At 68.1% G+C, this 14578-nt stretch carries 11 protein-coding genes; 2 read left to right on the top strand and 9 right to left on the bottom strand.

What is annotated here, in order from left to right; genetic code table 11:
• From LX88_RS19355 to LX88_RS19335, 5 genes are read right to left on the bottom strand one after another with little or no spacing between them, the layout of a single operon-like run.
• The gene (locus LX88_RS19355) at positions 1–444 is read right to left on the bottom strand and encodes a hypothetical protein (protein WP_258949162.1); all 444 of its coding nucleotides are present in this window, start codon (positions 442–444) and stop codon (positions 1–3) included.
• Positions 441–2402, bottom strand: a complete 1962-nt coding sequence (locus tag LX88_RS19350; protein WP_258949161.1) for a TIGR03960 family B12-binding radical SAM protein — start codon at positions 2400–2402, stop codon at positions 441–443. The genes LX88_RS19355 and LX88_RS19350 overlap by 4 nt, the downstream gene beginning before the upstream one ends.
• 45 nt (positions 2403–2447) lie before the next feature.
• Positions 2448–3290 (bottom strand): ABC transporter permease, encoded by an 843-nt coding sequence (locus LX88_RS19345; RefSeq protein ID WP_258949160.1) that lies wholly within the window; start codon positions 3288–3290, stop codon positions 2448–2450.
• On the bottom strand, positions 3287–4060 hold the full coding sequence (locus LX88_RS19340) for an ABC transporter permease (protein ID WP_258949159.1): 774 nt from the start codon (positions 4058–4060) through the stop codon (positions 3287–3289). The genes LX88_RS19345 and LX88_RS19340 overlap by 4 nt, the downstream gene beginning before the upstream one ends.
• Positions 4060–4974 (bottom strand): ABC transporter ATP-binding protein, encoded by a 915-nt coding sequence (locus LX88_RS19335; RefSeq protein ID WP_258949158.1) that lies wholly within the window; start codon positions 4972–4974, stop codon positions 4060–4062. The genes LX88_RS19340 and LX88_RS19335 overlap by 1 nt, the downstream gene beginning before the upstream one ends.
• A gap of 55 nt (positions 4975–5029) precedes the next feature.
• Between LX88_RS19335 and LX88_RS19330 the strand changes: the two genes are divergently transcribed.
• The gene (locus LX88_RS19330) at positions 5030–5617 is read left to right on the top strand and encodes a GNAT family N-acetyltransferase (RefSeq protein ID WP_258949157.1); all 588 of its coding nucleotides are present in this window, start codon (positions 5030–5032) and stop codon (positions 5615–5617) included.
• A gap of 336 nt (positions 5618–5953) precedes the next feature.
• On the opposite strand, the gene ndk is transcribed toward LX88_RS19330, so the two are convergent.
• Positions 5954–6364 carry a nucleoside-diphosphate kinase gene (ndk, locus tag LX88_RS19325; protein ID WP_090071184.1) on the bottom strand — a complete coding sequence of 137 codons (411 nt, stop codon included), beginning with the start codon at positions 6362–6364 and terminating at the stop codon, positions 5954–5956.
• 97 nt (positions 6365–6461) lie between these two features.
• Between ndk and LX88_RS19320 the strand changes: the two genes are divergently transcribed.
• Positions 6462–7079, top strand: coding sequence for a hypothetical protein (locus LX88_RS19320; protein WP_258949156.1), 618 nt, complete (start codon positions 6462–6464; stop codon positions 7077–7079).
• Here the strand turns inward: LX88_RS19320 and LX88_RS19315 are convergent.
• From LX88_RS19315 to pulA, 3 genes are all read right to left on the bottom strand, one after another.
• Complete coding sequence (locus tag LX88_RS19315) at positions 7076–8518, bottom strand: DHA2 family efflux MFS transporter permease subunit (RefSeq protein ID WP_258949155.1); 1443 nt, start codon at positions 8516–8518, stop codon at positions 7076–7078. The genes LX88_RS19320 and LX88_RS19315 overlap by 4 nt on opposite strands.
• 40 nt (positions 8519–8558) lie before the next feature.
• A complete protein-coding gene (locus tag LX88_RS19310; protein ID WP_258949154.1) occupies positions 8559–9014 on the bottom strand; it encodes a MarR family winged helix-turn-helix transcriptional regulator in 456 nt (151 codons plus the stop codon).
• 77 nt (positions 9015–9091) lie between these two features.
• Entirely contained in the window at positions 9092–14491 is a 5400-nt protein-coding gene (gene pulA, locus LX88_RS19305) for a pullulanase-type alpha-1,6-glucosidase (protein WP_258949153.1), read from the bottom strand.
• Positions 14492–14578: the final 87 nt, after the last annotated feature.

The following is a 14578-nucleotide window of genomic DNA, read 5'->3' as shown; positions in this document are numbered from 1 at the left end:
TCACGCTGTGACGTCGTAGGCCCTGAGCTGGACCATCAGCGGTAACCCGTTGTCCTGGACCGTGCACCCGATCTGCACCGACCGTGCCGCGGTGTGCCAGCCCGCGACGTAGCCGTACGGGTACCACTCGTCGAGTTCGGCGACGGAGATCGCGCCCGGCCGCCAGCCCTCCGCACGGTGCTCGAACAACTCGCGCAACGCGTCCATCCGCGGCCGGGCCAGCGCTTCCAGTTGCTCGTAGTCGCGGTGTTCCTCGTCGTCGAGGTCCAGCTCCCACAGTTCGAACGTGAGCTCCCAGACGATCATGCCCTCGACCTCGTCGACGCTCGACGTGACGCCACCCAGGTCCAGGTCCTGCACGGCGCCGGCCAGGCCGGCCTTCGTCCAGTCCTCGTGGGACCGGACGAGGCCGAGCACCTGGTCGACGACGTCAGCGTCGCTCACGGCGTGAGCGACGGGTTCTTCACCGGTGAGCCGACGCCGACCGGGGAGATCGGCAGCAGCTTGCGGCCCGTGGGGCCGACCTCGATGTCCGTGCCCATCGCCGGGCAGACACCGCAGTCGAAGCACGGGGTCCAGCGGCAGTCGTCCTGCTCGCGCTCGTCGAGCGCGTCCTGCCAGTCGGCCCAGAGCCACTCCTTGTCGAGGCCCGAGTCGAGGTGGTCCCAGGGCAGGACCTCGAGTTCCTCGCGCTCGCGGGTGGTGTACCAGGCGAGGTCGACGCCGAGCGGTTCCAGCTCCCGCGCGGCCATGGTGGTCCAGCGGTCGTAGGAGAAGTGCTCGCTCCAGCCGTCGAACCGGCCGCCGTCGCGCCACACGGCCTCGATGACCTTGCCGATGCGGCGGTCACCCCGGCTGAGCAGGCCTTCGATGAGGCTCGGCTTGCCGTCGTGGTAGCGCATGCCGATGTTGCGGCCGAGGCTGCGGTCGCTGTTGACGGCCTCCCGCAGCTTGCGCAGGCGGTCGTCGACGACGTCCGGGGCGCACTGCGCGGCCCACTGGAACGGCGTGTGCGGCTTGGGGACGAACCCGCCGATCGAGATGGTGCAGCGGACGTCGTTGCGGCCGCTCGCCTGCCGGCCCGCGCGGATGACGTTCTTCGCCATCTCCGCGATCTGCAGGACGTCCTCGTCCTCCTCGGTCGGGAGGCCGCACATGAAGTAGAGCTTCACCTGCCGCCAGCCGTTGGAGAACGCGGCCGACACGGTCCGGATGAGGTCCTCTTCGGACACCATCTTGTTGATGACGCGGCGCATCCGCTCGCTGCCGCCCTCGGGCGCGAAGGTGAGACCCGAGCGCCTTCCGTTGCGGGACAGCTCGTTCGCGAGGTCGATGTTGAACGCGTCGACGCGGGTGCTCGGCAGGCTCAGGCCCGTGTTCGTGCCCTCGTAACGGTCCGCGAGGCCCTTGGTGATCTCGGCGATCTCGCTGTGGTCCGCGCTGGACAGCGACAGCAGGCCGACCTCTTCGAAGCCGGTCGCCGCCAGGCCCTTCTGGACCATGGCGCCGATGCCCTCGATGGACCGCTCGCGCACCGGGCGGGTGATCATGCCCGCCTGGCAGAAGCGGCAGCCGCGCGTGCAGCCGCGGAAGATCTCGACGCTCATCCGCTCGTGGACGCTCTCGGCGAGCGGCACCAGCGGCTGCTTCGGGTACGGCCACGCGTCCAGGTCCATCGTGGTGCGCTTGAAGACGCGGTACGGGACCCGGTCGCGGTTCGGCACGACGCGCTGGATGCGGCCGTCGGGCAGGTACTCCACGTCGTAGAAGCGCGGGACGTACACGCCGCCGGTCTCGGCGAGGCGCGTCAGCACCTCGTCGCGGCCGCCGGGCGAGCCCTCGGCCTTCCAGTTCTTCACGATCTCGGTGATCTCGAGAACGGCCTCTTCGCCGTCGCCCAGCACCGCCGCGTCCACGAAGTCCGAGATCGGCTCGGGGTTGAACGCCGCGTGCCCGCCGGCGACCACGATCGGGTCGGCCTCGGTGCGGTCCTTCGCGTGCAGCGGGATGCCGGCGAGGTCCAGCGCCGTCAGCATGTTCGTGTAGCCCAGCTCCGTCGCGAAGCTGATGCCCATCAGGTCGAACGCCTTGACCGGGCGGTGCCCGTCGACCGTGAACTGGGGGACGTCGTGCTCCCGCATGAGGGCCTCGAGGTCCGGCCACACGGCGTACGTGCGCTCGGCGAGCACGTCCGGCAGCTCGTTGAGGATCTCGTAGAGGATCATGACGCCCTGGTTGGGCAGGCCCACCTCGTACGCGTCGGGGTACATCAACGCCCAGCGCACGGACGCCTCGTCCCAGTCCTTGACGGTCGCGTTGAGCTCGCCGCCGACGTACTGCACCGGCTTGGAGATCCGCGGCAGCAGGGGCTCCAACCTGGGGAAAACAGACTCGGCACTCACACGACCAGAGTAACGGCCCCCGCGGGCGCCAGCCGAATCGCGGGTTCAGTCGAGCAAAAGCTTCCCCAATCGCCGTGCCGCCACCACCGTTCCCACGGCCGCGAGGACCGCGAAGTACGCGACGTGGCCGAGCATGCCCCAGCCGACAACGCCCAGCGTGAGGCCCCGCATCAGCTCGATGGCGTGATAGAGCGGCGTCCACGTCACCACCGCCTGCAGCCAGCCCGGGTAGACCGACAGCGGGTAGAAGGTCGTCGAGAACAGGAACAGCGGCAGCACCGCGAGCTGCACGAGGTCGAAGTCCTGCCACGACCTCATGAACGTCGTCGCCGCCATGCCCACCGCCGCGAACGCGAACGCCACCAGCAGCGCCGCCGGCAACGCGAGCAACGCCCACGGCGAGAAGATCAGCCCCATCCCGAGCATGACCGCGAGGAACCCGGCCGAGTACAGGCCGCCCCTGAGCAGCGCCCAGGCGATCTCGCCGATCGCGATGTCCATCGGCCCCATCGGCGTCGTGAGCATCGCGTCGTAGAGCTTCACGTACTTGAACTTGAAGAACACGTTGAACGTCGCGTCGTACACGGCCCCGTTCATCGCGCTCGCCGCCAGCAACGCGGGCGCCACGAACGCCGCGTAGCTGATCGGCCGCCCGTCCGGCCCGGCCACCGCCGACACCATCTGCCCGAACCCGAGCCCGAGCGACCACAGGAACAGGACGGGCTCGAACGCCCCGCCGACCAGCACGAACCACGCGCGCCGGTTCACGACCGCAGCGCGTTCGACGAGCATGCTCGCCTTGCCGCCGTACAGCCCCGGCGGAATCACGCGCCACAGCAGCCCCACGCTGGCGGGCACGGCCTTCTCGCGATCGAGGGTCTGCGTCATACCGCCAGCCTCCGGTGGAAGAACTTCACGCCGAGCGCGATGCCCGCGGCCGTCAGCGCCACGAGGTACACGAGATGTCCCAAGGCCGGTAAGAGGCCGACAGTGCCGAACGTCGCGCCTCTGGCGAGCTCGATGCCGTGCCACGCGGGCGTCAGCCACACCAGCGGCAGCAACCAGTCCGGCAGCTGGCTGACCGGGAAGAAGGCACCGGTGAACAGCGTCATCGGCATCATCACGAACCGGAAGATGGTCGTGAACCCGTCCGGCTTGTCCAACGTCGCGCTGTAGGCGACCAACGGCGCGCTGAACGCCAGCGCCGCCACCGTCGCGACCGGGATCGCGACGAGAATGCCGGGTCCCGCCGCCGCACCGAGCACGACCGCGATGCCCACGAACACGGCGGACCGCACGAACATCTGCGAGCCGATCCACAACATCTGCCCGTAGAGCACCTGCGCCGGGGTGATCGGCGTGGCCACCATCCCGACGTACGTCTTCTGCCACAGGAATGCCGACATGATCGCGTAAGTCGACTCGAACGTCGCACCCTGCAGCGCCGTGACGACGACCAGCGCGGGCGCGAGGTACTCCAGGTACGGCACCCCGCCGATCAACGCCGTCGACTGCACCTGCGACCCGAACCCGAGCCCGAGCGCCAGCAGGAACAACACGGGCGTCAGGAAGCTCGACACCACCGTGGCCCGCCAGTTGCGCCGGTACCACGTCCAGTGCTTCTCGAACCCGAACCAGGAAGCCCTCAGCGTCTGCATCAGTCCACCAACGTCCGGCCGGTGAGCCGCAGGAACACGTCCTCCAGCGAACTGCGCCGCACCAGGCTCTGCACCGGCTGCACCCCGTGCTCGTGGACTCTCTGCAGCGTCGCTTCCCCGTCCTGCGTGTAGAGCAGCAACCGGTCCGGCAGCACCTCGACCCGGTCGGCGAACCTCTCCAGGTCGGGCTTCTGCGCGCCGGGCTGGAACCGCAGCTCCAGCACCTCCCTGGTGGAGTACCGGTTGATCAGCTCGCTGGGCGACCCCTCGGCCGCGATCCGCCCGCCGTCCATCACCACGAGCCGGTCGCACAGCTGCTCGGCCTCGTCCATGTAGTGGGTGGTGATGATGAGCGTGACGCCGTCCTGCTTCAGCCGGAACAGCCTGTCCCACAAGAGATGCCGCGCCTGCGGGTCCAACCCGGTGGTCGGCTCGTCGAGCAGGAGCAACTCCGGGTCGTTCACCAACGACCGCGCGATCGTGAGCCTTCTCTTCATCCCACCGCTGAGCGGCTCGACCTCGTGGTCCGCCCTGTCCGTCAGGTGAGCGAACTCCAGCAGCTCTTCCGCTTTGGCCCGGCACTTCTGCCGCGACATGCCGAAGTACCGCCCGTAGGTCTGCAGGTTCTGCCGGACCGTCAGCTCCGTGTCCAGGTTGTCGAGCTGCGGCACCACCCCGAGCCGGGCCCGGATCTTGGGCCCCTCGGTCCCCGGATCCATCCCGAGCACCTTCAGCTCGCCACCGGTCCGCCCCGACACGCACGAGATCATCCGCATGGTCGACGACTTCCCGGCCCCGTTGGGCCCGAGGAACCCGAACGCCTCCCCCCGCCGCACCTCGACGTCGATGCCGCGCACGGCCTCGAACGACCCGAAGTGCTTGGTCAGAGCCTTGGCCTCAACAAGGTTGTCCACCCGCCCGACGTTAACGAACAGGTCTGACAATTCTCGACGCAATTACGATCACCCCATGCCCACGACGAACCTGCTCTGGCTCTCGGAAGCCGACGACGACCTCCGCGCCGAGATCCACGCAGTCGTGCACGACGTGGTCGCGGCAGGCGGCGCCGTCGGCTACCACGAACCCCCGACCTACGACCGCATCTCGACCTGGCTGGACGCAGTCCTCAAACAGGTCCGCGACGGCGACGCCGCCTTCACCGCAGCCACCGTGGACGGCGTGGTGCGAGCGGTGGGCTTGTGGCGCCGCGGCTCGACCGCCGTCTTCCAGCACCGCGCCGAGGTGCAACAGATCATGGCCCACCCCTCGGCCCGCGGCCTGGGCCTGGGCAAGCGGGTGATGGAGGGCCTGATCGAGAACGCCCGCGAACAGGGCATCGAAATCGTCATGCTCGGCGTCCGCGGCAACAACCACGGCGCCATCGAGCTGTACGAGAGCCTCGGGTTCCGCGAGTGCGGGAGGATGCCGAACGCGATCGCCGTGGGCACCGAACGGTGGGACGACGTGTGGATGTACCTGCCGCTCGGCTACCCGGAGGGCACCACTCTCAACGGCGACGAAGCAGGCGGCCTGGGCAGCAGCCCACGACGGACCTGAGCCCCCACGCACCCGATCGCACGCGACGCCGGAGGCGAGCCGTCCTTACCGAACGGTCTGGGTGGGGTGGCTTCGTCACGAGTCGTGCCATAGCTCTTGCTGCATGCGTGAAGGGGTGTCAACCGGACACGCTTTTCGTCCGCTTGACACCCCTTCACGCATGTGGCCTGCTCTTGGTGCGGCTCGTGACGAAGCCACCCCACCAACGCAACCATCTACGCAACGCAACTCCGCCCAAAGCAACAGGCGTGCCATCAACCCGCTGATGGCGTAGACCCCCGGCTTTGGATCAGATTGGCGGGGTCTGGGGCGGAGCCCCAGGAATCAGCCAAGAAATCAGAGGTTCGGGAACCAGATCTTGATCTCGCGCTCAGCCGACTCGGCCGAGTCGGACCCGTGCACCAGGTTGAACTGGACCTCGGTCCCGAAGTCCCCGCGGATCGTGCCGGGCGTGGCCTTCTCGACGGGGTCGGTGCCACCGGCGAGCTGACGGAAGGCCGGCACGGCCCGAACACCCTCGACCACGATGGCGACCAGCGGCCCACCGGTGATGAAGTCGACGAGGTCGGCGTAGAACGACTTGCCGTCGTGCTCCGCGTAGTGCTGCTCGGCGGTGGCGCGGTCGGCGGTGCGCAGCTCCAGAGCGGCGAGCTTGAGGCCCTTGCGCTCGATGCGGGCGATCACCTCGCCGACGAGACCACGGGCAACGCCATCGGGCTTAACGAGAACCAGGGTGCGCTCGGACACGACGGTGTGACTCCTCGAAAACAGGTACGGGATGTGCCAACAGGGTAGCCTCGCACGTCGGGAGGGCTGTGACCCGGGATACGTCATAGTTCTGCGCGTGAGTTCAAAGCACACCGGATCAGCTCTGACCGGCGCCGCCGTCCTGTTCGTCCTGCTCCGGCTCCTCGCGGTGTCGCACTACGACTGGCACACCGCGTTCGCCCTGCTCCACACCCTGGAACTGGACGACGCACCCGGTCTGTTCCTCGGCACCTTCATGGCGGACGACAGGATCAGCACGGTGTTGCTGATGATCGTCACCCCGGCGACGTTCTTCTTCTACTTCCGCACCCGCGAAGACCCGGAACGCGCGAGCACCACAGCGCTTCTCACGCTGATCGTGCTCATCGCCCTGATGGTGTCCCACACGCTGACGTACCACCGTTGGTGGCTCTCCGCGGGCGCCGTCGCGATCGGCGCGGCCATGATGCTGGCCATTCGCAACGCGCGTTGGCTGCTCAAGTGGTTCGCGTGGCTGCTCGCCGGTTCCGCGCTCGCGGTGGCCGCCATCGTCAGCACGCCGTGGGTGCCCAAGGAGAAGATCAACGACGCCGAGGAGGTCTACGTGTTCGAGACGAGCCCGGGTTTCCTCAAGGTCCTCAAGGCGAAGGACCGCGAGTTCACGATCCTTCGCACCGAGGACGTCCTGAAGCGCGTGGAGCTAGCCGATCACTAGTGCACCAGCACCGGCTGGGCCTCGCGGTCGACGGTGACCTGCCGCAGCACGAACACCGCCAGCCCGAGCGCCACCGCCACGAGCGTCGCCGAGATCCAGAACGCCAGGTGGAAGCCCGAGGTCAGCGCTTCCAGACGGCCGACGCCCGAGGCCAGCAGCGACGAGGTGTAGGTGGTCGAGGTCGTGGCCAGCACGGCCAGTCCCAGGGCACCGCCCACCTGCGCGGTCGTGTTCACCAGACCGGACGCGAGGCCCGCCTCGTCGTGTGCGGCGCCGGACATCGCCAGCGTCATCAACGCGGGGAACGACAACCCGAGCCCGATGCCCAACGGCGCCACGGCGGGCAGGATGTGCGCGACGTACGAGCCGTCGACCGGCACCTGCGTGAACACCACCATGCCGACGAGCATGAACAACAGGCCCACGATCAGCATGTTGCGTTCGCCGAAGCGGATGTTCAGGCGGGCTGACAGCGACACCGAGAACACCGCGATCGCGCCTGCGACGGGCATGAACGCGAGGCCGATCTGCAACGGCGTGTACTGCAGCACGAGCTGCATGTAGAGGGTGCCGAGGAAGAACAGGCCGAACATGCCGGCGACCATGGAGATCTGCACCAGGTTCGCGCCGGTCACGTTGCGGGACTTGAACACCCGCAACGGCAGCAAGGGCTTCGCGGCGGTCCGTTGGCGCTGCACGAATCCGACCAGCAACGCCAGCGCGACGGCGCCCAGTCCCAGCGTGTGCGCGGAGCCGAAGCCGTAGTGCTCCGCCTTGACGATCGTGTAGACGCCGAGCATCACCGCGGCCACGATCAGCAGTGCGCCGAGGACGTCCGCGCCTTCCTTCAGTCCAAGACCGACGGAGTCGGGCACCAGGCGCACGGCGGCCACCGCGGCCACGATGCCGATCGGGATGTTCACGAAGAAGATCCAGTGCCACGACATGGCGTCGGTCAGCACGCCGCCGAGCAACAGGCCGAGGGACGCGCCCGCCGCCGCGACGAAGCTGAACACGCCGATGGCGCGCCTCTGCTCGTTGGGCTCGGGGAACATCGTCACGACCATGCCCAGCGTCACGGACGTGGCGAGCGCACCGCCCGCGCCCTGCACGAACCTCGAAACGATCAGCATCTCGGCGCTGAACGAGAGCCCGCACAGCAGCGACGCCACCGTGAAGACGCCCAGGCCGATCAGAAACACCTTCTTGTGCCCGATCAGGTCGCCCAGCCGACCCGCGAGCAGGAGCAGACCGCCGTAGGCGATCAGGTACGCGTTCACGACCCAGGCGAGTCCCGCCTGGCCGAACTTGAGGTCTTCCGCGATCGCGGGCAGCGCGACGTTCACGATCGTCTGGTCCAGCACGATCATCAACATCCCTGCGCACAGCACGATCAGCGCCAGCCAGCGCGAATCAGTTCTCGATCCCCCTGAAGTCATAAGAGGAACCGTAACAGATAGTTTTGTACGGGACTATCTTCTACCCAACGGCATGACGCAGCGCACGTTTGCGCGGCGGCTTCTCGCAGGCGACCGGAGTGCTCAAACGGCCCTCGACCAGCCTCGTCAGGCCGTTGACCATGCCGTCGCGCTCGTCGTCGGGCAACGAGCCCAGCACGCTGCCGACCACGTCCTGGTACACGTCGTCGGCCTTCGCCACGATCGCGCGGCCCTGCTCGGTCACGACCACCACACGGGCGCGGCGGTCCGTCGGCGACGGCCTGCGCTCGGCGTAACCGGCGGACTCGAGCGCGTCCATCGTCACGACCATGGTCGTCTTGTCGATGCTGATCATGTCGGCGATCTCGGTCTGCGTGAGTTCCGCGTCCAGCGCGCTGGACAGCACGCAGCGGGCTCGCGGAGTCAGTCCGATCTCCGCGAGCCTCGCCGTCAGCTCTGTCTCCAGCGCGTGGCCCGTCCGATGCAGCAGCATCATCAGGTCAGTACACCCCGTCGTGCCCATGAGCTCGACGGTACCAAACTAATCTGGAACAAAACTATTTCTCAGCGGGACTATCGCTCGAGCACCACGACCGACCGTGCGGCTCCTACCTTCTTCTCCCTGGTCAGCGGCTTCCAGTCGCCTGCGGGCAACGAGACGAGACGGTCCGTCTCGTAGGGGTTGATGACCACGAGCACTCCCTTGCGGGCGCCGTCCACGTCGGGGCCGGCCGTGTCGTCGACGTGCATGACGATCACACCGGACTCTGCGGCGGGGAAGGACACCTTCTGCTGCACCAGGTCGGCCGACCCCAGCGAGAACAGCGGCGACGACTGGCGGATCCGCAGCAGTTCCAGGGTGGCGTCGAGCGAGGCCCTCATGTCCGCGGACGAAGGTTTGGCCATGCCCAGCAACGGCTTCGCATACGGCCACTTCGACTCGTTGTCGGCCTTCGGCGGCAGGCCCCGGCCGAAACCGTTGTCGCGCAACGACGGGTCGTACGGGTTGAACCAGTCACCCGAGTCGTAGCTGTTGCGGTCGAGCGACTTCGAGCGCAGGAACTCGGTGCCCGCGTGCACGAACGGCCGCCCCTGCCCCAGCAACGCCGGGGCCAGCGAGACCGTCTGCATCTTCACGCGGTCGGCCATCGAGGTCTCGGGCTTGAGCTTGTAGGCCAACGCGTCGAACAACGTCTCGTTGTCGTGCGCGTCGACGTACGTGATCGCCTCCAGCGGCTGCCCGGTGTACCCGGCGGGTGAGCCGTTGTACTGCACGTCCCGGCCCGACACCACCGGCCCGGCCGTCGACTGGAACCGGTACGAGGCCATGTTGCCGGCCATGCCCAGCTTCACCAGGTCGCTGTAGTTCTCCAGGCGCGCGGCCACGTTCCCGTTGGCGGGCGAGGAGTTCACGCCGCCGGCCAGTCCGGAGCCGATGCCCTGCACGCGCGGGTCGTCGTCGAACGGGCCGCCACCGCGCACGGCGTCGCGCAGCCGGTCGCTGAACGTGCCGATGCCCGTCCCGGCCATGTTCGCCTGGGTGGCCTGCTCGAACCGGGCGTTGCCAGCGACCTCGCCGAAGTCCCAGCCCTCGCCGTAGACGCCGATGTTGCGCCCGTCCACGCCGTCACGTTCGACGGTCAGCGCGTCCAGAGCCGCCCGCACCGCGAGGATGTTCGCCTTCGGGTGGTGGCCCATCAGGTCGAAGCGGAACCCGTCGACCTTGTAGTTGCGCGCCCAGCGCACCACGGAGTCCACGACGAGCTTGCCCATCATGGCGTTCTCGGTGGCCGTGTTCGCGCAGCACGTGGAGTTCGCGACCGAGCCGTCGAGGTTGAGCCGCTGGTAGTAGCCGGGCACGACCTTGTCCAGCACGGACGTCGGTGCGTCGCCGAATGCCGCCGTGTGGTTGTAGACGACGTCCACCACCACGCGGTTGCCGTTGTCGTGCAACGACTTCACCATCTCGCGGTACTGCTTCGAGCGCGCCTGGCCGCTCTGCGCGTCCGCCGTGGCGTACGAGCCCTCGGGCACGTCGTAGTGGAACGGGTCGTAACCCCAGTTGAAGCCGTCCTTCGCCGCGACGGCACCGACGCAGGCCTGCTGCTGCTCGGAGTCCGCAGGCAGCGAAGGCAGGTCGCAGGCCGGGACGGCCTGGTCGGAGCGCTTCTCGGGGATCGTCGCGATGTCGAACGTCGGCAGCAGGTGCACGGTGTCCATGCCCGCCGCGGCCAGCGTCTTCAGGTGCTTCATGCCCGTCGAGTCGCGGTGCGTGAACGCCTTGTAGGTGCCGCGGTCCGCCGCCGGGACGGACTGGTCGTTGATCGAGAAGTCCCGCACGTGCAGCTCGGTGATCGCGCCGCCCATGCCCTTCGCGACGTCACGGGACCAACCGGAAGGCATCGACCTGGCGTCCGTCAGATCAGCGAACTGGGAGTGCGACGAGTTCACCGACAACGCGACGGAGTACGGGTCGGTGACGACGACCGTGCGCTGCCAGTCGGTGACCTCGAACTGGTAGTACTTGTTCTTCCAGTCGCCCGTGCCGGTCCACGAACCCGAGGCGTCGTCGCGCTTGAGCTGCACGACCTTCCTCGGCTCACCGGAGGGCTGGTCGAACAGGCGCAGCTGCACGTTCCGGGCGGTGGGCGCCCACAACCTGATCGACGCGCGGCCGTGGTCGAACATCGGTCCGAACGTCAGTTTCGTGGCGGCAACGGCATAACGGTCGTCGAGCACGCCCGCGATCTGCACGCTCGTGCGGTGCCGGATCGCGCCACCCGCGTCGACGTGCACGGCAGAGAGCTTGTCCCGCAACGCCTCGTCGACGAACCCTCGGACGGCGAAGACCGGCTTGCCCTTGAGGTGCGGGAACTGCGCCGGCACCTCCTCGGTCGTGGGAGACAGCCGCAGCACGCGCGAGCCGTACTCCAGCCGGTAGCCGTCGGACTGCACGGACGGAACGTCCCAGACGACCTTGTCCTTCGAGATCCAGATCGCCTTGGCCTTGGTCAGGTCGTCATCGGCGGCCGGACCGGCGTTGGGCGGCAGCAGGTAGGTCTCGTTGCCCTGCAGCTGCCACACCTCGTTGCCCTTCTGCCCCAGGTCGAGGAACTGGTCGGGGCCGGGATCCTTGGCGTCGCCGCGGTGGACGATGTAGCTCAGACCCGCGGCACCGGCGGCGAGCGGCACCGACCAGTAGACGCCGAACTGGTCACGCCCGTCCGGCACCCGCGACTGGTTCCAGCCCGGTGACGGCTCCGCGGAACCCGTCCAGTGGTACATCGTCCAGTCCTCGTAGTCGCCGTCCGGGCGGTTGTAGTGGATCACCGCCCGGTTCTCGGCCGCCGCCTTCGTGGCGTGCACCTTCCCGCCGGCGATCCACGCGTGGCCACCCGCGAACTTGCCCGAAGCCTCCACGGTCGTGCCGCGCACGACGGAGAAGTCAGTGGTGGGCGGGAGTTCCGCGACGCCGTTGACGAACGGCACATCACCTCGTCCGGCGACGCGCACAACGGCCCCGGTGGCGTCACCGGCGTAGTGCACGACCGCCTTGCCCGTGGCCGCCTGCTCCGACGGGTGCACGGCCGGGTCGCCCTGCTTCAGCCAGATCTCGGGTGTCACGCTCGGGTCCACGATCCGGTCGACCGAGGTGTCCTTCTCGTCGCCCTTGTGCGCGATGAGACCGACCGACTTGGCGCCCGGCTTCAGCTTGATCCACGCGAAGCGCCCGTAGGCGTCCTCCCCCGCGAACGGCAGCGGAGCGTTCCACTCGGTCGGCGTCTCGACGTCGCCCCAGGCGTGCAGGCCCCAGCCGTCGTAGTTGTCGCGTGCGTAGTGCACGACCAGCCAGTCGGGGTTCTTCGTGCCCGGGTCCGGGAGCGGCGGCGCGGCCACGAGCGACACGAACGCGCCGTCCGCGCCGATCTCACCGGACTTCGCCACCACGCGCAGTTCGACGCGCTTGCCGACCGCCGCACCCGGAAGTGCCGACAGGTCAGCGAAAACCCGGTAAGGAGCGGCGTCGTCGGTGCCGAGCACGGTCCAGTCGCGAGTGCCCTCGACACGGGCGGCGAACGTCGCCGCCGCGTTGGGCGCGCCGATGCCGTCGGCCCTGAGCTCGACGCGTTCGTCCAGCACGGTTCCGGCCGCCGGGGCGACCAGGACGGGTGCCGGCTTCGACTTGACGACGTCGCTCGTTCCCTTGAGCACCAACGAGGACAGCGCGGGCACGGTCACCGTGACGCGGCCGTTCTGCACCTCCGCGTTCTCCAAAGCCGAGGACGACACGGGCACGGTGACGGTCGCGGGCGAGGTGCCGGCGTTCGCGACGACGAGGTGCTCGCGGCCGAGGATGCGGCTGAACGCGAACACGTCACCGTCGGCGTACCGGAGGACCTGGTTGCCGTCACGCCACACGGGATCGCGGTCGACCTGCTCGGCCAGCGCCTTGAGCTGCTGGTACAGCGGATGCGAGGTGTTGAAGTTGTCGACAGCGCCCGTGCGATCGGACCCGATGAGCTTCTCCGCCATGTACTCCGGCGTCTTCGAGGCGAACATGTCCTGGCGTGCCAGCTTGTCGCCGCCCGCGCCCGCGAAGCCCTGCTCGTCGCCGTAGTAGACGACCGGGTTGCCGCGCCACAGGTACATCAGCTGGTTGCCGAGCTTGAGCCGCTCGAGCAGTTCGGCGTCCGAGATGCCGGGCCGGTCGTTGCGGATCATCCACGCGATGCGGCCCATGTCGTGGTTGCCGAGGAACGTGGGCAGCGAGGACGCGTTGGAGTCGGCGTCGGTGTAGCGGTCGTCGCCGAGCAGCACCTCGCCGAGCCGCTGGGAACCCTTGCCGGACAGGAAGGTCAGCGCACTGCTCTGGAACGGGAAGTCCAGCGTGGCCTGCATCCTGCCGTCGGTCGTGTACTTCGAGGTGTTCTCGGGCGAGGAGTCGAAGACCTCGCCGAAGACGAAGAAGTCCTTCTTGCCCTTGCGGTTCGCGTACTGCTTCACGTGCGGCGCGAGGGCCTGCCAGAACTCCAGGTTGACGTGCTTGACGGTGTCGACGCGGTAGCCGTCGATGTCGAGCGTGTCGATCCAGCTGGTGAAGATGTCCTTCATGCCGTTGACCACGCGCGGGTGCTCGGTCATCAGGTCGTCGAGGCCGGAGAAGTCGCCCTGCTCGCTCGACTCGCCGGAGAACGTCGAGTCGCCGCGGTTGTGGTAGAGCGTGGAGTCGTTGAGCCACAACGGGTACTTCGTCGGGCCGTCCTTGACCGGCGTGTACGGGAAGGACTTCTGGGCGTCCAGCTCCGGGAAGTCCTTGCGGCCCGCGTAGTCGGCGAGGTCGAACGGTTTACCGGAGGCGTCCAGGTACGGCTGCGCGCCCGTGCTGACGTACTGCGTCTTGTTCTCCGCGTACTTGATCACGTCGGCGGTGTGGTTCGCGACGATGTCGAAGAACACCTTGATGCCACGCCGGTGCGCGTCGCGGATCAGGTCGCGCATCTCCTGCGTGGTGCCGAAGTGCGGGTCGAGCAAGGTGTAGTCGAGCGTCCAGTAGCCGTGGTAACCGGCGCTGTCGCCCTGCACCCAGCGGTTCAGGAACATCGGCGTCATCCAGATCGCCGTGATGCCCATGCCGTCGAGGTAGTCGAGCTTCCGGTGCAGGCCCTTGAGGTCACCACCGTGGTAGAAGCCCTTGTCAGCGGGGTCGAAGCCGTGCTCGGCGGCCTTCGAACGGCCACGGTCGTTGCCCGTGTCGCCGTTCGCGAACCGGTCGGGCATCACGAAGTAGAAGCGTTCGCCCCGCAGGTCGTCCCGCTTGGGCGGTAACGCGAGTCTCGAATCTCCGTCGCGCACACCAGGCGCTATGTCCACCACCTCCCCCACGGCCAGGCGTTGCGGTGGTGCGGCAACGGCCTGAACGGGTGTGAGAGGGAGCAAAGCCAGTGCAGCGAGCGCGGCGACGACCCGACGCATCGCGACCTCCTTGTCGCAAACTCTTGCAGGGTTGCTGCACGAAACCACGACAAACAGCGGGAAACAATACGTCGAGCACCGCAAATG

The sequence above is a fragment of the Lentzea californiensis genome (genome assembly GCF_024648825.1).
GTDB classification, from domain to species: domain Bacteria; phylum Actinomycetota; class Actinomycetes; order Mycobacteriales; family Pseudonocardiaceae; genus Lentzea; species Lentzea californiensis.
The sequence above is the reverse complement of the archived record's forward strand: the minus strand, read 5'-3'. Positions and strand labels throughout refer to the sequence as shown.

Coding starts and splice junctions, on each gene's coding strand:
- LX88_RS19345 (WP_258949160.1), bottom strand. CDS start 3,290: ATGACGCAGACCCTCGATCGCGAGAAGGCCGTGCCCGCCAGCGTGGGG.
- LX88_RS19340 (WP_258949159.1), bottom strand. CDS start 4,060: ATGCAGACGCTGAGGGCTTCCTGGTTCGGGTTCGAGAAGCACTGGACG.
- LX88_RS19330 (WP_258949157.1), top strand. CDS start 5,030: ATGCCCACGACGAACCTGCTCTGGCTCTCGGAAGCCGACGACGACCTC.
- LX88_RS19315 (WP_258949155.1), bottom strand. CDS start 8,518: ATGACTTCAGGGGGATCGAGAACTGATTCGCGCTGGCTGGCGCTGATC.
- LX88_RS19310 (WP_258949154.1), bottom strand. CDS start 9,014: ATGATGCTGCTGCATCGGACGGGCCACGCGCTGGAGACAGAGCTGACG.
- pulA (WP_258949153.1), bottom strand. CDS start 14,491: ATGCGTCGGGTCGTCGCCGCGCTCGCTGCACTGGCTTTGCTCCCTCTC.